Below are 19,638 nucleotides of genomic sequence, written 5' to 3'. Positions count from 1 at the left end.
TAAACGAATCTTAGTCTATTTCAGTTTTGTATTTCAATGGCATGTCCGTAAGAAGCCGCCAAAATTTCCCATTATTTACACCGGTTGAACCTTAAGAGCATGGTTTATAGCGTGCTGTTAATTCGCTATTAACCAAAAATCTTAATCATTTCAGCGACTAGAGACACAGGGATTATTTTTTCAATAATTCCTGTGCTAAGTCACACCTTTAAAAAAATAAAGGAAAGAATAATGGTGAAAACAAAGCAAGAAACCTTAAGGGAAACGAATTTAATGGATAGTCCCTTCTTTAAAGTCTTTGCAAAAAATTACCTGGACTATTTAGGGAATAGTCATCCTACCCACAAACAGCTAGCCGAAATCCAGGCACTTCTTTCTAACACGTGGATAAGACTACCGATTCATTTCGATTTACGTTTAAGTGAGCAGGAAAAACAATGTCTTTACTTATCCGCCCAGGGCAAAGGGCTTAAAGAAATTGCCAGTTTTTTAAATGTCTCCATGCGGCGAGTGACTCAACATCGGCAAGCTATCTTTAAAAAATTAGGATGCAGGAATATAACCAGTGCAATTATTGTAGGTATTCGCTATGGGGTGATTAAGAAGGAGAATGTACTGGACGATTAAATTGGTTTGGTAAGTTGCAAATTTCACTTCCTGTGTCAGCACATCCTGTGCTGGCTCCCTTTTCCCGGACATCATGTCCTGGATATTTGCAACTTCCAATAGTGCCAGTATGACTTAATTGCTTATGCGCGTCATTAAGACAAACCAGGTAAATAATGTGAGAAATATCTTACAAACTCTCATTAGGGTCTTTTGTGCAGATAGTTCGCGAAGAAGGATAAAGCAATTGAGCTAGTCTATATCGGAGTGAAATTCTCATTTAAAGTGTATTTTTCCGATTTTTGAGTCTTTTTCAAAATAATTCTCACTATAATAAGAAATATTTGAAGAAAAGGCTAAATTAACTCAAAAATCCTTAGCGGATTTTTGCAATCTTTCTCATAATGGCATTAGTCGTATTGAACTCGCACAATCTGATGCCCCAACTATCAACAATTTTAAAAATGTCTAAAGTTCAGGTTTTAAAATTATCGAGATGGAACAATGAAAGCACTTTAGGTGTTCTATGAAAATAAAAGGGTTGGTATTTTTTCGCGTGATGAAAATTTAGTTTCTTCTTTTTCTTATGATGAGCAATGGCAAGTTGATAAAGATAGCTTTCCACTAAGTCTATGGGGTTAGTGTTCGCTGTTACCGGCATTTCCGAAGGGGACCCTGGGCACTGGTGCTGCCTACTACATCTCCGGGGTGCGCTTGATGAAGGTGACTTGCATGGCTGGCGCCTGCTACGGCGCCTTCTGCACCAGTTGGGTCGCTCGATACCTATCTGGCAGCCTGTGGGTGGGGAGGGGCACTTACTAACCTTTGTTCATCCCGAAATCTTTCAACAAGCCAAGGAAGATACCACGGTTCTGAGGGAGCAGTATATCAACAACACCCGAATAACATAGGTAGTGTTGGGAGCTCACTATCCCTGAGATCAATAAAGTCAATTTTATCTAATGATAGTTCACTATCCTCATTAGATTCTTCATCACTAAACGACATCGCTGATTGTCCCGTTTCTAAATCGATTAGTAAAGATAAAGTGTCATCATCGTTAGCAACGATGGGTGCATTGATTTCAAGTTTGATCTGAGAGGTTAGTTTTAATAACTCTTCTTTAACATACTTTATTAGCAGATCACACATGCCTTCAGAGGCGTCATTGAAAGCTCGCCCTCCTGCAATCAAACAGATTAATTCTGATTTATTCTCCGTATTCTTAATAAATGATGTAACAAGCTTGCTTAAATCACTTTTTATTTGAGATTGATTAAAAAAATGAATAAGAAGCGCTGATTTTTCAGCCGGATTAATTAATGCAAATGCAACACAGGTACGCAAGCCTGTGGTTAATACATTCTGATAGTCATCATTTGCTTGGAGTATTGCACCTTGACCGGTACCGACTTTATAGGTTTTATCGGAATAATCGAATTGTTGTGTTGGAAAATCTTCTCGCGTAAAAAACTGGTACATCTTAAAAGCCATTCTAAAAGATCGTAATTTTAACAGCGTGATCATTATTTGACAATTAAAGGGTGATCATCCTCTCGCGCGCTGCATCAGGGATTAATTTGTCCTTGGATTTTCTAATTTTGTTGTACAGTGATCTAGCCAAACAGGATTGAGCGGCTTCAGTGAGGAGCTAAAAAATTGGGTGAATCTTTCAACTGTCAGTTCCACTTAATTCTTATCAATCAATAAGTCTAAGTATCTGTGTTATTTATTTCTAGGCTTCAAAAAAGTCCGCGACAGAATCTTTTATGGCCATTGTATCGTCAAAGCCCAGTTTGATTAATGCGCGGGTGAATTCTCTTTCGAATAAAAGGAAGCTTAGTAAATCACCGGAATGGCGTTTAGCACCAAGAAAATTAAGCAGCAGGCGTAATAAGAGCGGGATACTGTTGTAATGAGATTGAGCAATCGTAGCTATATCTAGACTAGGCCGTAAATGTAAAATCTGAACAGTTCGCCAGGATGCTTGCTGTTTTTTCTCCGGTGGTACCAGACTGGCAATATTGTTCATATGATTGATCAGTTCAATATCACGATCGAGGTTATCTAAAAACAAGCCATTGATCATCCCCCCTAAAACACGTGAAAAATCGATGTCACCATCCCGTATTTTTTCAGGAGTACCTTTTCTTAATTGCCGATTTCCAATTACTAATATTTTGTCTGCCTGGCAATGGATTGCGCCGCGTAGAGGAGCCTCTAACCCTAAATGACCATCTCCATAATGAAAACCATCTATTTTTGAAGGCGGGAAGAACAGGGGCAGTGCTGTAGAAGCGAGAAAATATTCCATTTCCAGATTGATGCGTTGACTAATATGCAGGGGATGATCCCAATCTTCAAAATCCTCTGAATGGTGTTGATAGAAAGAAATGGTTTTTTGGGTTTCATAACAGTTGCTGATGATTTCAAGCGTTTCAATGTGTTTATTCTTAATGGCATTGTTCACGTCCTCGAAGTCGATCACTCTTTTGAGGAAACCGCGCAAGGGCGTTGTATCAAGAATATGTCCTAAAAGGCGTTGTTTAAAAAACATGCTGCTCATGTTGCGCATGGCTGTTTTACTGAGTGCATAATTGCTTGTTTTAAAAATTTCCGGACAAGTAATATCACCCCATAATTCACTTAACTTGCTGGCGCTAGCAGAAAAATCCAGCGCATTTTCAGCTAACACAGCAGTATTAATACTGCCGACACTGGCTCCGGTGAGTATATTAAAAGGAATCTTTTTTGCATTTGTAATGGTACTAATCGCTTTGAGAGCCCCAGCCTGATAGGCTCCTCGAGCTCCACCGCCTGCCAGGTAAAGTGCAATTTTAGCCATTTCTTACTGTTTTAGAGGGAGAGGTAAAAAATATAGTCCTGTTGCAAGCCGCTGGCAAGTAATAGCTTAACTTGAGGAAAATTATTTATTCCTGCCAATAACTGCTCCTGCGCTATTAAGAGGGACAAGCGCAGTCTTACTTCTTTACGAGGTAATTCTTCTTTATAAATTAACAATAATTATTTATTGATAAACAATAATTTTTATATATACTAGTGCCACAGATTAATTTTAAGGAACCGTTGATATGAAAAAAATACAACTTACAAGTCACATTCTTAATCTTTTTTTCAGGATTCTTTGTTGGCTCATCCCTATTGCTACAGTCTTCCTGAGTTTGTTTCACATCGAAGACATGCTTAATTGGGGAGCATGGGCTTCGATCATTTCATCAACACATATCCAGGATCCTTCTAATTATTCACTAACACATCGATTAGTGATTTTAGCAATTCAATTCTTGCCATTATCAATAACAGTCATGATTTGCCACAAGTTGGCTAAACTGTTTGGTCTATATGAAAAGGGAGATTTATTTGAAGAAGAAAATATTATATTGATTAGAAGTATTAGTATTTACATGATATTGGGAGAATTGGTCCAATTAATTTACCAGCCATTAATAACTGTTGCACTAAGTTTCAATAACCCGCCTGGAGAGCGTTTTGCAAGTATTACATTGGGTACAACCAATGTATCTACCTTGATTACAGCCTTTATTATTTTGGTTGCTTCGTGGATTCTTAAGGAAGCCAATCAATTGAAATCCGATTCTCAATTAACAATTTAAGGATATTACCATGCCAATTATTGTTAATTTGGATGTCATGATGGCAAAACGAAAATGTCGATTAAAAGAGTTGGCAGAGGCCATAGGGATTACCGAGGCCAATTTATCCATTTTAAAGAATGGAAAGGCTAAAGCCATACGGTTTTCAACGCTTGAAGCTATTTGCGCTTATTTAAACTGCCAACCAGGCGATATTATGGAATATAAAATTGATCCGGATGAGTTGCTGAAAAGAGAAATGGATATACCGCAATGAGAAGAATTTTTAGATAGTGATAATGCAGGGTTATACCCATAATTGTCGATAAATTATGGCTAGGTCGGTGGTATGCTGGACTAGTTTCTATAAAGAGAAAATTAACTATGATCAGAAATAAATACACCTAATGACTATAATAGATAAAAAAGCCCAGCTCAAAGGCAAATAATGGTACGCTCACCGAAGCAAAGTGTTTTTTCCGATTTAACTCAGGATGAGTTGCAGGAACTTATCAACGCAGCAGAATTGATTCATCTTGAAGAAAATAGTCTTTTCATTAAAGAAGGCTTGCATGAATCCAGTTTTTATTATCTTGATAAGGGAAAGGTGGCGATAGTAAAAAATTCTGGGATAAAAACGCATATAATCGCTGAGTTAACCGAGGGGGAGAGCATAGGGGAAATGGCTCTTATCGATAGGGAGCCCCGTTCTGCCTCAGTGATTACATTAACACCCTGTGTCTTATATAAATTTGATTTTGATAAATTATGCGAAAACCCTCAATTGGCTCCCTTGTTTAATAAAATGGCCAATGCGTTGAATCGTAAAATCGCTCATCGCCTGCGTTATACCAACGAAGTCACTGTAAAAGCACTGCAAAGTAAATATGTCATGAGTATTTTCTTTATTAGAGTACTCATTCTGTTATCTCTCTATGCGTTATCTTTAAATTTAATTGAAAAGAGCGAGGGTTATTTTTCAAGCACTACAATACCGAGCTTGGCAATAATAGTTATTTTTACCCTGGTTGCTTTTTCGGTAGTTAAAAAAAGTGGTAGTCCCTATAGTTTTTACGGTATCACACGCAAGGATGCGGCAAAAAATTTTTTCGAAGGGATCCTGTTTACTATCCCTATTCTTATGATGATTGTATTTATTAAATGGCTCCTGATAACTCATATACCTTCGTTGAATAATTTTCCTTTATTTGACCATACCGCCCCATTTAAAAACAGGGCGGAATTTAGCTGGCATTCTTATTTTTTCTTTATGTTTCTCTATATAATCTTTTGCCCAGTGCAAGAATTTATTACCAGAGGGTGCATTCAATCTTCATTACAAAATTTACTGGATGGTACGCAAACTTCAATAAAATGGAAGGCTATCATTATTTCTAATCTTCTGTTTGCAAGTGTCCACTCACATACCTCTCTGGGGTTTGCGCTCTCAACTTTCATCCCGGGTATTTTTTGGGGATGGTTGTATGCTCGACAGAATTCTTTAATTGGAGTCAGTGTTTCTCATACTTTGGTGGGTGTATGGGCTGCTTTTATTGTTGGATTTCAAAATCTGATTTAAAGTTTTATAAATGTGCCTAATAGAACCAAATTCGAGGGGGCATTTTAACAACGCTTTTACAGGGAGTGCATGATGACAAAAGAGCAACTAAATGCTACAGGTCGTGGGGATTACCACAGTCTTTATAAGGGACAATCCGTTGATGATTTAATTATCCAATATATGCAGGATAATAATGTACCCGGGATGGCTCTGGCCATTGTCCAGGCACCTTACATCACGCGTGTTGTAGGGTATGGATTGGCTGACCGAGAGACAAAACGTCTCGTTGCTTCGAATACTGTGTTCAATGTAGGGCAATTAAGTAACGCTTATACCGCAGTAGCAATACTACAACTGAAAGAAGAAGGTAAGCTTAAACTCGAAGATTCAATGACGGCTTATTTTTCTGATCTCCCTGAAGCGTGGTCTGCTATAACCATTCGTCATTTAATATCGCACAGCTCCGGTTTGCCAAGTTATAGTGACGAATCGTTTGATTTTAGCAAAGACTATTCCTTGACTGATTTTATACAGTTATTGGGTAAGAAACCTTTGCTATTTTCACCTGGCTCTAAAATGAATCCCAGCGCTACCGACCATTATTTATTAGGTAAGATTATTGAAAAAGCCAGTGGCATTTCTTATCAAGACTATGTGACTAAAAATCAAATCGAGCGCATGGGTCTAAAACATACTTTTTTTGTATCCAATATGACTACCGTACAAAATGAAGTTAATAATGGTTCCACGCCATTTAAGCATCAGCAATTTTTGCAAAATCCTGTCTTTGTTAACCCCACTGAACCAGCTAGAGGTTATGTTGACAAGGATGGATCGCTTGCGCCGAGTGCACAACTAACCTGGTCCGCTACTTATGCAGACAGTGGTATTGTTGCTTCAGCAGAGGATATCAGTCTTTGGGATATAGGGCTTGCTGGTGGTATTCTGTTAAAAGATCCAGAAAATAGAAACTTCATCTACAATCCTACCACGTTGAACGATGGCGAAATGATCCCGGGCAACGGCGGCTGGTTTTTTCCAGGTCATAAAGGCTTAATGGAAATTAAAGGCAATATTCCCGGTTATTCTTCTTTTTTAAGCCGCTTTACAGATGCTTCAGAGTTAGTCTGCGTAACCCTGTTAGCCAACAAAGACAATTTGCTGGATTTAGACATCTTGGGGCGAAAAATCGCAGCGGCTTTTGATCCAAAATTGGGTGCCGTACTCCAGGGGGCTGCATGGTCTGAAACGTTGCAAAGCCCTTATGCAGTGTCTAAAACACTGGAACGGGTAAAGACAATTATTCAGGCTCAAGGCGGTACGATTTTTGCCCACATCTCTCACAGTGCAGAGGCAAAAAAAGTCGGCGAAAAGCTTCCCAACACGGAAGTGTTAATTGTAGGCAATCCTGCGAAAGGGACTTTGCTTATGCAAACGAATCCTGCTTTCGCTTTGGATTTACCACTCCGCATCATGGCGACAGAAGATAGTTTCGGTCAAGTTTGGTTAAGCTTCACTGAGCCTGTCAGGTTGGCAGAAGAATATAATATCAGTGAGGAAGAGCTACCCAGACTACGTCAGCTATCCAGTGCACTGCGTAAGCTGTGTGAGAAAGCAATTTCGCCATTAACGATGGGATAGCATACTAGACGCTACTGCAGAGAGAGAATGACTTCGTCGATACGGTGCTCGAATTCTCGTGTACTTTACATGTACGCTCCGTCTCCTTGCACTTCTCTTTCTGTAGCGGGTTTCCGAAGACGGCTACCGTCTAATTTTAAATGAGTTTTTGCTCCACTAAAAATCCTGAATGACTTTTTGTGGATTAGGTCTACCAAGATAATTTAAATGTTGCATGGTTTTATCATCAAGTGCACCTTGTAATGCTTTAATACCAGAGCGACTTGAGGATATTTTTTAAAATAGAATGACGAATAACGGGTGCTGCATGGTAGGAGGATAAAAATTTTTTTACGAAAATTAAGCGGTGGCTTGCGCAATCAAATGCGCAAGCCAAATAGTCTAACAGCAGCGTGTTGGTTGTGATTCACATTTCATAAGGCCTGTCTCCTCAAAATGATTGTCGCGTGGGAGGCGATTTTTCAGCATAAGGTAGATATGACGAAGGCCCCAAAAAAAGAGAAACAACACAACAACTGCAAACCCTATAGTCAAGGTAGCATCCACGTAATCATTGAATAGAATTTGGCGCATTTGGGTTAAATTTTTTGCTGGTGCAAGAACGATTTCTTTCTCTATGGCTTGTTGGTATTGGTTAGCGTGAGCAAGGAAACCAAGTTTAGGATTAATTGAAAATGCTTTTTGCCAACTGGCAGTCAGGGTGCAACTGAGTAGCCAAACTGTGGGTGCCAGGGTTATGGCGATAAAGCACTCTTGTTTCCTTTTTACCAGGACTACTGTTGCAAGAATTAATGCTATCGAAGCAAGCATTTGGTTGGCTATGCCAAATAAAGGCCATAAGCTATTAATGCCTCCCAAGGGATCGATAACCCCTTGATACAGAAAATATCCCCACATACCGACGCAAATTCCTGTAGCCAATACATTTGCTGGCCATGACTCAGTATGTCGCATGTTGGGGAAAAAGGTGCCTAACAAATCTTGCAGCATAAAACGGCCTGCGCGTGTTCCTGCATCCACGGCAGTTAAAATAAATAAAGCCTCAAACAAGATGGCAAAATGATACCAAAATGCGAGCATGGCCTTGTTTTCAAAGAGTTGAGAGAAAATTTGTGCGATCCCAATGGCTAACGTTGGTGCACCTCCTGTACGAGATAAGATAGTTTGCTCACCAATTGTTTCTGCCGTCGTTGTTAACATGTCGGGAGTTAAAGTAAATCCCCATTGTGAAATGGTTTCTGCGGCTTGTTGGGCTGTGGTTCCAATTAAAGCCGGTGGGCTATTGATTGCAAAATAAACACCAGGCTCTAAACAGCATGCAGTAATCAGTGCCATGATTGCAACGAAGGATTCCATTAGCATACCGCCATAACCAATAAATCGCGCATCAGTTTCATTGGCTATCATTTTGGGCGTAGTGCCTGAGGCAATTAAAGAATGAAAACCCGATATTGCCCCACAAGCAATTGTGATAAACAAAAATGGAAATAAGCCTCCTGCCCATACCGGCCCTGAGCCATTGATAAAATGAGTCCAGGCAGGCATTTTGAGCGTGGGGGCTACGAGCAGAATGGCTAAGGCCAACGCCAACATCGTACCGATTTTCAAGAAGGTGGACAAATAATCTCTTGGTGCTAGAAGAAGCCATACTGGTAATACAGCTGCTACAAAACCATAACCTGTTAACAACCACACTAACTCTTCAGCGCTTGCAGTAAAACAAGGTGCCCACAGAGCACTTTCACTGACTTGTCGTCCCAACATAATTGCCAGAAAAAGTAACACAAATCCGATGATGGAAACTTCGGTCACACATCCTGGCCGTAGATAGCGCAAATAAATTCCCATAAACAGACCGATGGGTACGGTTGCTCCTACTGTAAACAGGCTCCATGGACTATTAGTGAGTGCTTTCACTACAATCAGGGCCAGAACCGCTAAAATGATTACCATAATCATAAAGGTTGCACATTGTGCTACAACACCTGGTAACCAGCCCAACTCTGTACGAATTAATGTCCCTAGCGAGCGACCGTCACGGCGCATGGAAATCACTAAAATAAAGAAGTCTTGTACCGCGCCAGCCAAGACGACGCCAACTAAAATCCACAATAGGCCAGGTGCATAGCCCATTTGGGCTGCCAAGACAGGTCCAACTAAAGGGCCCGCTCCGGCAATGGCAGCAAAATGATGCCCAAAAAGCACAAAGCGATTGGTTGGAACATAATCCAGGCCATCATTATGGCGCACCGCTGGTGTAGGAGCCTTTGCATCAAGTAAAAGCACACTATTGGCGAGAAAGCGACTGTAGTAGCGATAACCGATAAAGAAAATCATACATGCCGCAGCAACAAGCCAGGGGGCATGTATGGTTTCACCATGAGACAGTGCAAATGCAGCAAAAGCGCAGGTTGTAAAAACTGTTAAAGTACAGCCGATTATCCAAAACAACATGCGTCTCATCCTGATGTCCTTAAATAAATTTAGAGCTCCGCTTTTTTATCATATTTCTTGTACTTAAAAAACTGTAACTAAGTGACTATTATAAGATTCAGAATGTACTTGCGAAGGATGATTAGTATGGTGAGCTGAAATCCTGTTAATTTCAGCGTTTGTTTTCAGCTATAAAACCGCCCGGAAGGAATGGGCCGGGCGTACAAAAAGCGGGAGCTATTATTTTAAGTCACTAAAATTGTAATCTTACCTCAATCAGTGTGCCGATGACTTTATCTGTTTTTTCTTTTATTTTAATCAGTTTCATATTTCCGTCCGCTTGATCTTGTTTGATGTATAATTCCGATTTTTCTATAAATAATCTATTAAATATCAAATTATTATCTTTTTGAATAAGGACAAAATCCCTATCGCGCGGTTTTTTCTCCGGATCAAAGATCAGTATGGAATTTTCTGGGAAAAGAGGTTCCATATGGTTGCTTTCCATCAGTAAAGCAAATGAATGCTCACCAGCTTCTTTGTCCAGAATAATTTGTTTTGCGGATGTTCTCTCAATTTGTGGCCAATGACACACCATTGCCCAGCTAATAACTGGAATGGTTGCAATATTCAAACTTTTTTTAATTGAATCAGGTATGCCTTGATCCAAAGGTAATAAGCCAGTTAATTGCGGGATTGACACAGAGAAAAAATTTGCGAGTCGTTCTAGTACCACTCGCCTTGGTTTTTTAGTAGTACCATTGAGTAAATGATGTAATGTTGGTTGAGGAATCTCTGTTTGTCTGGCCAATTCACTCAATGATAATTCCCCATGCAGCGTTAGTAAATGTCTTAAATTATTACTTATTGTCGTACTTTCGGCCATAAAGCCCTCCATCTTCTTATAAATATATTTATTCATAAAAGATTGACAAAAGCAAAAAAAGATCATTAAATGAATAAATATGAATAATAAATTAATAAAAAAATGATCATTACGAATAAATTAATAATAATATGAGATTATCCGTAGGTGAAACAATTCTATTGAATCTTTAAGTTGTTCAAAAAGAGGCTGGATGAAGTAAGGAAACGATTTGTTAAATAAGAGGAGGAAAAATGACAGATAGCAAAGAACGTGTTTTTGCTTATACGCTGGCAAAAACAATAGATAATGATGAATTGGCTAACGTATCTGGAGGTTATGCGGCAACGTTTACTCATTCAGAAACGGTGAAAGGAACAGGAGGAAGCGGGCAAGGTGTAGATGCTTGGTATGATCAAAGCATTGACTGGTAGTTAGGTTAGAGGCCCCGTTTAAAGGGGCTCTATGTAAGCGAGGCTCTATGCAGCTGTGAGAAAAATAATGAAATTCTTAATTCCTACAGAACCAGATGACACGCATGCTATTCTTGTAAAACTTGCCTTAGAAAAAATGGGGCATCATGTCAGACTTTTATTTACAGCTGACCAACCAAGCAAACAAAAAAATTCCCTGTTTATTGATAGGGATGGATATCAATGGAAAAGTACTGATAAATACAGCAGTATTTTAGATAATGATTACGATGTTCTCTGGTGGCGGCGCGCACGAAAACCCTACGTTGCAAAGAATGTAACTCATCCAGAAGATTATAAATTTATTAGTAGAGAAAACCACCTATTCTATGAGTCATTAACTTTCTGTATGGCTCCAGGGGCTTGGTGGGTTAATTCAAAAGAAGCAGCGATTAGGGCAAATTCAAAGCTTCTACAACTAAAGACTGCCAATCAATGTGAGATGATTATTCCGACTACACTTTGTTCGAATGATCCCAAGGATATCCGATATTTTCTATTAAAACATGAAGAGGAAGGGGTGGTTTATAAACCTCTTTGTGCAAGTTTTTGGTTTGAAGAAAATAAAATTAAAATTGCTTACACAAGCAAAATAAATTTTCTGGATCTGCCGCACAATAAATTATTACAACTTGTACCGGGGATATTTCAGAAAGAAATTAAGAAAGAATATGAGTTAAGGGTTACTTGTTTTGGTGATTATATCGTTGCAGCAAAATTAAACTCTCAAATTCATCCGGAGGGAAAGATCGATTGGCGTGCAATTCCTGAAGGAAAAATGAGTATAGAACCTTATAAATTGCCTTATGAGCTGGAGAATAAAATACGTCAATTTATGCAAAAAATAGGAATAGTGTTTGGTGCATTTGACTTTATTGTTACTCCGAAAGGAGATTATGTATTTCTTGAAGTCAATGAGCAAGGCCAATTTCTATGGCTAGAAGAATATAGCTCGCATTTTCCTATGTTGGATATCTTTACTAATTTTCTTATCAATAAGTCTAAGACATTTAGATGGAATCCAAAAAAATTTAATCATGCAATTAATGATTATAGAGTGGAAATGAAAGACATAGTAACGCAAAACAGGCAACGCCACATCGATTTAAATTGCAAAAGTATGCATAACGAATAAGGTAAAATAATGAAAAGGGTATTACTATTAACACTAAGTCTTCTATGTTCATTGACTATTGAAGCAAATAGCATAGTCGATATTTATGGACTTGACGAAAAGCAATCAGAGAAAATAATAAAGAAATATGCAAATAGAGTTGCCACTATTGAGGGCTTATTTCTGAATAGAAGGCGTGAAAAAAACAATGATAGAGACTTGGACAACCTTCTTTTAAAAAAGAAAGCATTGTTAAATGAAATCAAGAATGAAGGTGATTTCTTGCATGTGGATTTTAATACAATTTTTTACCCTGGAAATAAAAATCAATATACTACGATAGAAATCGTTCAAAAAGATCAACCCGAAAGACTGCGCTATATAAATGCAGAATATGCAAAAAATTATAAATTAAAAGATGATTTAATTAATCAAATGATCACTTTTTGTAATCTTGAGTTTCAATTAATGATTAACAATCAATTAAATCTAAAAGATATTTCCTGTCCTGTTTATCATTGCATCAGTGGATTTCACCATCCTAAATTAAAGCCTTACTTAGAAATTTTTAATACAGGTGCTATTAAAGAGAAAAAACTAATTATCAATACATTAAATGATGATCCTGATCCATCAAGACGCGCTGCTGCTGCTTTTTTGCTGGGGCATTTTAAGGATCCTAATGAGATTATTTCCCTCTTAATGAGGCACGTTAAAGATAGGGATAGTGGTGTTCGAAATAATGTAATTAGAGTTATTGCCGCGACGATGTTTAAAGCAAAAATCGACCATATTGATGTTCTACCTTTTTTAGATTTGTTAGCTTCTCCAGAAACGACAGACAGAAACAAGGCTCTTGGTGTACTGGCAAAAGCAGCGGAATCTCAAGATGAAAAAAAAATTATTATTCAAAAGGGAGGTGAAAATCTGTTGGCTATCTTAAAACTTAAGCAGCCCAACAACCATGATATAGCTTATCTAATTCTAAAAAAAGTAAGTGGAAAAGATTTTGGTGAAAGTAATATAGCTGCCTGGAAAAAATGGTTGAAATCAGCTCAAATTGGATTGGTCTAAATGATTTATTTTAATTGGATTCAGAACAATGATTTTATATAACAATAAGGAATAAAAATGGAAGATATGAAAAAGCGAGTTTTAGCTTATGGATTGGCCGTTGAGATTAGCAATGAAGAGCTTGAGAGTGTAACTGGAGGCTCTAATTTTGGCAGTAGGCAGAATACGTTGGAAATATCTGGTTGTTATCCAGACCCTTGCGATATTAGCACGGATCATATTCAGGATTAGATTAGATATTATTTGTAATTTTTATACGGAAATAAGCACTATTGAAAGTCTACTATAGGGAAATCGAATGAATTTATTAATCGCCACAGAACCAGATGATGCGCACGCGATTATAACCAAATTAGCACTTGAGCAAAAAGGTTATGCTTGTACACTTTGGTATACAGCTGACATGCCTTCAAGACAAGCCAACAGTATTTATATTAATAATGGTGGTCTTGAGTGGATACCAGAATCGGGAATAAGTGATGAATTATATGATTTGGAAACCAATCCCTTTGATATAGTATGGTGGCGTAGAGCAAGACTTCCCTATATCCCTGATGCAATCCAGGTAGAAGATCGCAAATGCGCGCGTAAAGAAAACATAGCGTTTTTCGAATCCTTATCGACGATAATTGCACCAGATGCTTTTTGGATTAATCCTCTTGATACACAAAGACGAGCAAACTCAAAAGCCAGTCAATTAAAAATAGCTTCACAGTGTGGATTCAAAATTCCAACTACCTTAATGTCAAATTCGCCTTTACACATAAAAGGATTTACCAAAAAATTCCAAAATAGGGGAGTGATTTATAAATCTTTTCTACCTAATTACTGGAAAAACGAAAATGGTGTAAGGGCAATGTATACTGCAAGAGTTCATGAAAGCCAATTTCCTAACGATGAGTTATTGCAACTAGTACCTGGAATTTTCCAGGTAGAAATAAAAAAGAAATATGAATTAAGAGTGACTTGCTTTGGTGAAAAAGTAGTTGCGGTAAAAATAGACTCCCAAAAGCATGAAAAGGGTAGAATTGATTGGCGCAGGATTGCTAATCAGGAGCTGAAGATTAAACCCTATATTCTTGATCAAAATACCATGCATAAAATTAAAAGATTTATGAAATGTCTGGGAATAGTTTTTGGATGTTTTGATTTTATAGTATCGACAGATAATGAACTCTATTTTTTAGAGATAAATGAGCAAGGACAATTTCTCTGGATAGAAGAGGTTAATCCGGAAATAAACATGCTAGAAACATGGATTCAATTTTTGACGGACGAGCCCCTATTCTGTCTATATAGAAATAGGCCGGAACAACTGTCGACCCAGCAATTTATTAGTCAAGTGAATAAAATTAAAAAGGAAAAAATAAAGAGGCATGTCTATTTAAATGAAATTACCTAGAAAGGTTAACCAATTTATTAGGTCATGGACACTAAATTTGATGAATTAATCCACTAACTTAATCTTTTAATGATTAGCCAATGAACGATAAAACACTATTTAGAGCAGAAGTCATCGAGAGTAAAAAAAATCAGAATTATGGGTTTGTATCAATTAACACGCCCGTTTCATACCGGTTCATAGCAATTGGCTCCATGGTTATTATCTTACTCATTGTTTTATTTATAGTGTTCGCTGAATTTTCTGAGAAAATTATTATTTCTGGTTATCTTGATTCTACCAAGGGGATAGCACGAGTTTATCCCAAAATTAATGGTGTAATTATTCAAAGCTATCGGCATCAAGGAGATAAAATAAAAAGAGGGGAGAATTTATTTTTGATTGATACTTCTTATACTGGCGTCTATAAAAGCCAAGATCATGAACTATTTAAAAGTCTAAAAAAGAATAAAGAATTTGTTAAAAAAGAAATTAACTATAAAAATCAATATTTACATGCCTTAAAAAAACTACTGGAAAAGCACTATATCTCATGGACAACATACAATGAAAAACAAGAAGAATTGATAGAAATTGAAAATAAGAAAACGCTTATTGAACTCGAGATGATTAAGTATCGTCAGGGGAAGTCTTATAGTATTCGCTCACCAATTGATGGAGTCGTTTCAAGCATTATTTATAAAAAAGGACAATATACCAATTTGTCTAAACCGTTGGCCAAAATAATCCCAAGTGACACGGACTTGGTAGCGGAACTTTTTATTCCTGCGAAAAAAGCTGGATTCTTGAGTAAAGAGAATAAAATTATTATTAGATACGATGCCTATCCTTACGAACGTTTTGGAACTTATAAAGCAACAATAAAGGAAATAAGCCAAAGCATTATAACTGATGAAGAAGAGGAAAAACCAATACTAGTAGGAGAGCCTTATTATAAAATTACTGCTGAATTGGATAGGCAATTTGTTACCGTTTATGGGGCGGAAAAAAGACTACAGCATGGAATGACCTTCTCTGCTGTTATCGTTGGTCAAAAAAGGAAAATATGGCAATGGATTCTAGACCCTTTATATAGCTATTATGGGGTGTTATTTGCATGAAGAAGAAAGTTCCGGTATTAAACAGCAGGTCAAAATTACCGATTATTCTTCAAAGTGAAATGAGTGAGTGCGGGCACGCCTGTATTGCCATGATAGCTAATTTTTGGGGGCACCACCTTGATTTGTATACCCTTAGAAAAATAAGTCGACCTTCAAATCGTGGTATTAATTTATTGCAAATAAAAGATTTATTGGAAAATTTGGGATTCATGATACGAGGATTGAAAGTTTCACTGGAGGAGTTAAATAAGGTAAAAACACCGGCAATCTTGCATTGGGATATGAATCATTTTGTTGTCCTGAAAAAAATTGGAAAAAGATCAATCACCATTCATGACCCTGCATTAGGTATTCGACAATGTTCAATCGAAGAAGTTTCTAACTCGTTTACAGGCATAGCATTAGAGATTGCGAAAGCCAACGATTTTCAGGCTATTAAGAATAAGAGCAAGCTTTCTTTATATGATTTGGTTAAAACAGTTAAAGGGATTAACAATTATATTCTATTCCTGATTTTAATTTCTTTGGCTATTGAGTTTTTTAGTTTATTAAATCCTCTCTTTATACAATACGTTACTGATAGTGTAATAATTTCCAGTAACATAGGTAATTTATATGTTATTGCCATTGCTTTTAGCTTATTGATTTTTATTCAAATTTTTACGGAATATATTCGAGGAAGAATGGTAATCTATTTAACAATGAGTTTGACAGAGAATTTATCAGCAAATTTAGTTAAACATTTATTAAAACTGCCCTTGGATTTTTTTGAAAAAAGACATAACGGAGATATTCAATCTAAATGTCAGTCTATCGATCAGATTCAAAGAAAAATTAGTACAGATTTTATTAATGCAGTGTTAGATGGATTAGTCATTATAATCAACCTATTTGTCATGATGATTTATTGTCAGTTACTTGCCAGTATTGTGATTTTTACTTTATTAGTCTATTTGGCTATAAGATATTTGACGTACAATAGGGTAAAAAGGCAAACTGAAACATCCATCTATCAGCATGCAAAATCATCGTCTATCTTTCTAGAAACCTTGCAAAGTATCGTTTCTATCAAGTCTTTTTTAAAAGAGTCAGTAAGATTCAATATTTGGCGAAATTCATATATTAATTCTTTAAATGCGGATTTTAAAATTGCCAAGATTAATAATGTTTATAGTATGGTTAGCCAATTGTTATTTGGTATGGAGCATATTTTAGTTGTGTCTGTAGGAGCGCAACTTATTTTAGTTAATAAATTTTCCATCGGCATGTTAATGGCGTTTCTGTCTTACCGCCTCCTCTTAGTTAACAAGACCTCCTCATTGATTCAAAATATATTTGATTACAAATTAATTTCCATTCAATTAGATAGATTAAGCGATATCTTATTCCATGAACCAGAGGTCATTGGTACAGGTTCAGGAGTTATAGAGCAAACCAAAGGGGCACTTACTCTAAAAAACATTTTTTTTAGATATAACCAAAATGATAGATATGTTTTGAAAGATATTAACCTGGATGTGGCAGCTGGTGAGAAAATTGCTATTATTGGCCCTTCTGGTTGTGGTAAATCTACGCTCTTAAAGGTAATGATGGGTTTGCTTCATAAAACTGAAGGTGAAATTTTTATTGATAATCTACCAATAAAAGATTTTGGATTAAAAAATTATAGAGATTTAATCGCCAGTGTGATGCAGGAGGATTCATTAATCAGTGGTTCAATAGGGGATAATATCTCTTTTTTTGATGAGAATGTCGATCGGGAAAGAGTGTATCATGTAGCAAAATTGGCATCTATCCATGAGGATATATGCCAATTGCCAATGGGGTATGAAACACTGGTCGGGGGGATGGGGTTGTCACTATCCAGTGGGCAAAAACAGAGGATACTCTTAGCCAGAGCCTTGTATAAAAAGCCTAAAATATTATTTTTGGACGAAGCAACGAGTCATTTGGACGTAGTGAATGAAAAGAGCATTAATAGTTCTTTAAAATCATTAAAAATTACTCAAATTGTCATTGCTCATCGCATAGAAACAATTCAAATGGCTGATCGGGTTATTAATTTAAAAAATATAAATCATTGTTAAGTATGGGGTGAGCCAGGCTATAAATGTATCCACATAGGTTATAAGAGAAGAGATACTAAACCCTAATTATAGCCTTTCTCAAAGGCAGCCAGCTTATTTTCCAGTTGCTGTTGTAGTCTTGCCTTTTCATTTTTTTCAATAAATTCGAGGCAGGTTGGGCTATTTAAGTTTTTACAGGCATCGACTGGTTTTGCTGTTGCTGCATCAGCCCATATGCTCTCACCGGGTAAAAAACTATAGGTGAGCGCGTTGCGATTAATCATTTTTAGAGTCGGGTAATCAATCCCATGATTTAATACGGCTTGTACATATTGACGGGTAAGATCAGTACGCAATATCCCTTCATCATCGGTAGATAAGACCACGGGTACATTGTGGGCTAAATAGTACCGTAATGGGTGTTTTTTTCCGGCAATATTAAGGAGTTTTTTATTAGAAGTGAGGTTGATTTCAACGGTAATCTGTTTGTTAGCCATTGTCTTAAGCAAGGCTTCGGCATTATTTTCAAAGGCGATATCGACACCATGGCCTATACGTTCAGCATGACCCAGTGTAACTGCCTCATTAATATGAAAACGCAGATCCTCCGGTAAGACGGCTTCTGGAGCTAATTCACCAGCATGCAGGGCAATGTGAACCTTAGGATATAACTGATGCATAAACGAAAAAATCTCCATTTGTTTATGATAGTTTTGTAAAGAAATAGGTGCAGACTCAGCCTGTACCAAATTAACCCCTACAATTTCTTTAGACTGCGACGCAGCGGTAAAAGCATTTAAGGCTTGGGCAAATACTTTTTCTGGCGCTTGCTCGCGCAAAACATAATATTGAAAGCGAACAGTCAATTGACAAACATCCTGAAAGGGGGCTTTGTCGCAACCTAAGTCCTTGCGTGCTTTTTGTAAAAGCTCTTGAGCCACGTCAATGGTATGTTTGACATTTGCCTGAAAGGCTTTGTCAGCAAGTAATTGTTGGCTGGTTGCAGCAAAATTGGCGGGGCTAATGCGTTGGGGAGCAAAGGTCGTTGATTGTGCATTATCAGGCAGAATCATGATTTCCAAATATTGCTCATGCTGGCTTGCCGCACGTTGCATGATTTCAGCCAAAAGTTGTGGTCGGTAAGCAAAAACAATCGGCATAAACTTGTAAAAACTAGCAAAAAAATGATCGTGCCCTGATTCTTCTCCCGGTATGAAATCCTTCAATGACCAGGCACGAATCACTCGATTATAGAGAGCGGGTTGCTGTAATAATTCAGCGCTTTTAACGCCGACACAGCGCTCAGTTGTTTTACTGATTCCCAAAGACATTTTATCCAGGCAATAGTCTCCCTGACTAGCGAGAGAGAGCATGGTTTCTGGATAAGCACCACCAGCGAGGTGATAATGTAATTCGCCACCTTTAGGCATGGCTCTTAGGAAAGCATAAAGAGCATTGGGATCTGTTTTAATATTTTCAAAGTATTGATAGATGTTTGCATGCGCAAAAGCATGGTAACCAAGCAGAATCCAGAGAAAAAATTGTTTGCACAGTCGCATAAAAAACCGGACTAAATTTAGCGAACAGCGATTATCGCATAAATAAGCAGAGAAAGCTTCTTGCTGCTTTTTGTTTGAAATTTAAACTATCCATTGGTGTGCGCGGCTGATGTCGTGCATAAGCACGGCA

General features: G+C 37.4%; 19 protein-coding genes. 14 read left to right on the top strand and 5 right to left on the bottom strand.

The genetic code is table 11. From position 1 onward, the window contains the following. The first annotated feature begins 231 nt into the window (after positions 1–231). From Lfee_RS11195 to Lfee_RS17895, 3 genes are all read left to right on the top strand, one after another. The gene (locus tag Lfee_RS11195) at positions 232–627 is read left to right on the top strand and encodes a response regulator transcription factor (RefSeq protein WP_058446819.1); all 396 of its coding nucleotides are present in this window, start codon (positions 232–234) and stop codon (positions 625–627) included. A 319-nt stretch (positions 628–946) separates the two neighbouring features. Next, positions 947–1,078: a helix-turn-helix domain-containing protein gene (locus Lfee_RS17900; RefSeq protein ID WP_112854787.1), complete on the top strand. Its 132-nt coding sequence runs from the start codon at positions 947–949 to the stop codon at positions 1,076–1,078. A gap of 47 nt (positions 1,079–1,125) precedes the next feature. Continuing rightward, complete coding sequence (locus tag Lfee_RS17895; RefSeq protein WP_370447012.1) at positions 1,126–1,248, top strand: HipA N-terminal domain-containing protein; 123 nt, start codon at positions 1,126–1,128, stop codon at positions 1,246–1,248. A gap of 246 nt (positions 1,249–1,494) precedes the next feature. Here Lfee_RS17895 and Lfee_RS11190 read toward each other — a convergent pair whose 3' ends face one another. Both Lfee_RS11190 and Lfee_RS11185 read right to left on the bottom strand, forming a co-directional pair. Next, on the bottom strand, positions 1,495–2,100 hold the full coding sequence (locus tag Lfee_RS11190; RefSeq protein WP_146751406.1) for a hypothetical protein: 606 nt from the start codon (positions 2,098–2,100) through the stop codon (positions 1,495–1,497). Between the two features lie 241 nt (positions 2,101–2,341). Next, on the bottom strand, positions 2,342–3,451 hold the full coding sequence (locus Lfee_RS11185; protein WP_058446815.1) for a patatin-like phospholipase family protein: 1,110 nt from the start codon (positions 3,449–3,451) through the stop codon (positions 2,342–2,344). Positions 3,452–3,698: 247 nt separating this feature from the next. Between Lfee_RS11185 and Lfee_RS11180 the strand changes: the two genes are divergently transcribed. From Lfee_RS11180 to Lfee_RS11165, 4 genes are all read left to right on the top strand, one after another. After that, complete coding sequence (locus Lfee_RS11180) at positions 3,699–4,241, top strand: DUF2975 domain-containing protein (protein WP_058446813.1); 543 nt, start codon at positions 3,699–3,701, stop codon at positions 4,239–4,241. A gap of 10 nt (positions 4,242–4,251) precedes the next feature. Then, entirely contained in the window at positions 4,252–4,497 is a 246-nt protein-coding gene (locus tag Lfee_RS11175) for a helix-turn-helix domain-containing protein (RefSeq protein WP_058446811.1), read from the top strand. Positions 4,498–4,668: 171 nt separating this feature from the next. Next, complete coding sequence (locus tag Lfee_RS11170; protein WP_058446809.1) at positions 4,669–5,799, top strand: cyclic nucleotide-binding domain-containing protein; 1,131 nt, start codon at positions 4,669–4,671, stop codon at positions 5,797–5,799. A gap of 69 nt (positions 5,800–5,868) precedes the next feature. Next, positions 5,869–7,422, top strand: a complete 1,554-nt coding sequence (locus tag Lfee_RS11165; protein WP_064088273.1) for a serine hydrolase — start codon at positions 5,869–5,871, stop codon at positions 7,420–7,422. Positions 7,423–7,803: 381 nt separating this feature from the next. Here the strand turns inward: Lfee_RS11165 and Lfee_RS11160 are convergent, their stop codons facing one another. Beyond that, positions 7,804–9,876, bottom strand: a complete 2,073-nt coding sequence (locus tag Lfee_RS11160; RefSeq protein WP_269147460.1) for a carbon starvation CstA family protein — start codon at positions 9,874–9,876, stop codon at positions 7,804–7,806. Positions 9,877–10,108: 232 nt separating this feature from the next. Next, complete coding sequence (locus tag Lfee_RS11155) at positions 10,109–10,741, bottom strand: S24 family peptidase (protein ID WP_058446805.1); 633 nt, start codon at positions 10,739–10,741, stop codon at positions 10,109–10,111. 233 nt (positions 10,742–10,974) lie between these two features. Between Lfee_RS11155 and Lfee_RS11150 the strand changes: the two genes are divergently transcribed. From Lfee_RS11150 to Lfee_RS11125, 7 genes are all read left to right on the top strand, one after another. Continuing rightward, positions 10,975–11,154 (top strand): bacteriocin, encoded by a 180-nt coding sequence (locus tag Lfee_RS11150; protein WP_058446803.1) that lies wholly within the window; start codon positions 10,975–10,977, stop codon positions 11,152–11,154. Positions 11,155–11,221: 67 nt separating this feature from the next. Beyond that, positions 11,222–12,328 carry a hypothetical protein gene (locus Lfee_RS11145; RefSeq protein ID WP_058446802.1) on the top strand — a complete coding sequence of 369 codons (1,107 nt, stop codon included), beginning with the start codon at positions 11,222–11,224 and terminating at the stop codon, positions 12,326–12,328. A gap of 9 nt (positions 12,329–12,337) precedes the next feature. Beyond that, entirely contained in the window at positions 12,338–13,381 is a 1,044-nt protein-coding gene (locus Lfee_RS11140) for a HEAT repeat domain-containing protein (RefSeq protein WP_058446800.1), read from the top strand. A gap of 57 nt (positions 13,382–13,438) precedes the next feature. Further along, entirely contained in the window at positions 13,439–13,612 is a 174-nt protein-coding gene (locus Lfee_RS17050; protein ID WP_156413387.1) for a hypothetical protein, read from the top strand. Between the two features lie 67 nt (positions 13,613–13,679). Further along, a complete protein-coding gene (locus Lfee_RS11135) occupies positions 13,680–14,783 on the top strand; it encodes a hypothetical protein (RefSeq protein ID WP_058446798.1) in 1,104 nt (367 codons plus the stop codon). 80 nt (positions 14,784–14,863) lie between these two features. Then, a complete protein-coding gene (locus Lfee_RS11130; RefSeq protein ID WP_058446796.1) occupies positions 14,864–15,883 on the top strand; it encodes an HlyD family secretion protein in 1,020 nt (339 codons plus the stop codon). Beyond that, positions 15,880–17,970, top strand: coding sequence for a peptidase domain-containing ABC transporter (locus tag Lfee_RS11125; protein ID WP_058446794.1), 2,091 nt, complete (start codon positions 15,880–15,882; stop codon positions 17,968–17,970). Before Lfee_RS11130 ends, Lfee_RS11125 begins: the two co-directional genes overlap by 4 nt. Before the next feature lie 62 nt (positions 17,971–18,032). Here Lfee_RS11125 and Lfee_RS11120 read toward each other — a convergent pair whose 3' ends face one another. Continuing rightward, complete coding sequence (locus Lfee_RS11120; RefSeq protein ID WP_058446792.1) at positions 18,033–19,508, bottom strand: adenosine deaminase family protein; 1,476 nt, start codon at positions 19,506–19,508, stop codon at positions 18,033–18,035. Positions 19,509–19,638: the final 130 nt, after the last annotated feature.

Origin of the sequence: Legionella feeleii (assembly GCF_001467625.1) — a bacterium.
In the GTDB taxonomy this organism is placed as follows: domain Bacteria; phylum Pseudomonadota; class Gammaproteobacteria; order Legionellales; family Legionellaceae; genus Tatlockia; species Tatlockia feeleii.
The sequence above is the reverse complement of the archived record's forward strand: the minus strand, read 5'-3'. Positions and strand labels throughout refer to the sequence as shown.

Coding starts and splice junctions, on each gene's coding strand:
- Lfee_RS11195 (WP_058446819.1), top strand. CDS start 232: ATGGTGAAAACAAAGCAAGAAACCTTAAGGGAAACGAATTTAATGGAT.
- Lfee_RS11190 (WP_146751406.1), bottom strand. CDS start 2,100: ATGGCTTTTAAGATGTACCAGTTTTTTACGCGAGAAGATTTTCCAACA.
- Lfee_RS11185 (WP_058446815.1), bottom strand. CDS start 3,451: ATGGCTAAAATTGCACTTTACCTGGCAGGCGGTGGAGCTCGAGGAGCC.
- Lfee_RS11180 (WP_058446813.1), top strand. CDS start 3,699: ATGAAAAAAATACAACTTACAAGTCACATTCTTAATCTTTTTTTCAGG.
- Lfee_RS11175 (WP_058446811.1), top strand. CDS start 4,252: ATGCCAATTATTGTTAATTTGGATGTCATGATGGCAAAACGAAAATGT.
- Lfee_RS11170 (WP_058446809.1), top strand. CDS start 4,669: ATGGTACGCTCACCGAAGCAAAGTGTTTTTTCCGATTTAACTCAGGAT.
- Lfee_RS11165 (WP_064088273.1), top strand. CDS start 5,869: ATGATGACAAAAGAGCAACTAAATGCTACAGGTCGTGGGGATTACCAC.
- Lfee_RS11160 (WP_269147460.1), bottom strand. CDS start 9,876: ATGTTGTTTTGGATAATCGGCTGTACTTTAACAGTTTTTACAACCTGC.
- Lfee_RS11155 (WP_058446805.1), bottom strand. CDS start 10,741: ATGGCCGAAAGTACGACAATAAGTAATAATTTAAGACATTTACTAACG.
- Lfee_RS11150 (WP_058446803.1), top strand. CDS start 10,975: ATGACAGATAGCAAAGAACGTGTTTTTGCTTATACGCTGGCAAAAACA.
- Lfee_RS11145 (WP_058446802.1), top strand. CDS start 11,222: ATGAAATTCTTAATTCCTACAGAACCAGATGACACGCATGCTATTCTT.
- Lfee_RS11140 (WP_058446800.1), top strand. CDS start 12,338: ATGAAAAGGGTATTACTATTAACACTAAGTCTTCTATGTTCATTGACT.
- Lfee_RS17050 (WP_156413387.1), top strand. CDS start 13,439: ATGGAAGATATGAAAAAGCGAGTTTTAGCTTATGGATTGGCCGTTGAG.
- Lfee_RS11135 (WP_058446798.1), top strand. CDS start 13,680: ATGAATTTATTAATCGCCACAGAACCAGATGATGCGCACGCGATTATA.
- Lfee_RS11130 (WP_058446796.1), top strand. CDS start 14,864: ATGAACGATAAAACACTATTTAGAGCAGAAGTCATCGAGAGTAAAAAA.
- Lfee_RS11125 (WP_058446794.1), top strand. CDS start 15,880: ATGAAGAAGAAAGTTCCGGTATTAAACAGCAGGTCAAAATTACCGATT.
- Lfee_RS11120 (WP_058446792.1), bottom strand. CDS start 19,508: ATGCGACTGTGCAAACAATTTTTTCTCTGGATTCTGCTTGGTTACCAT.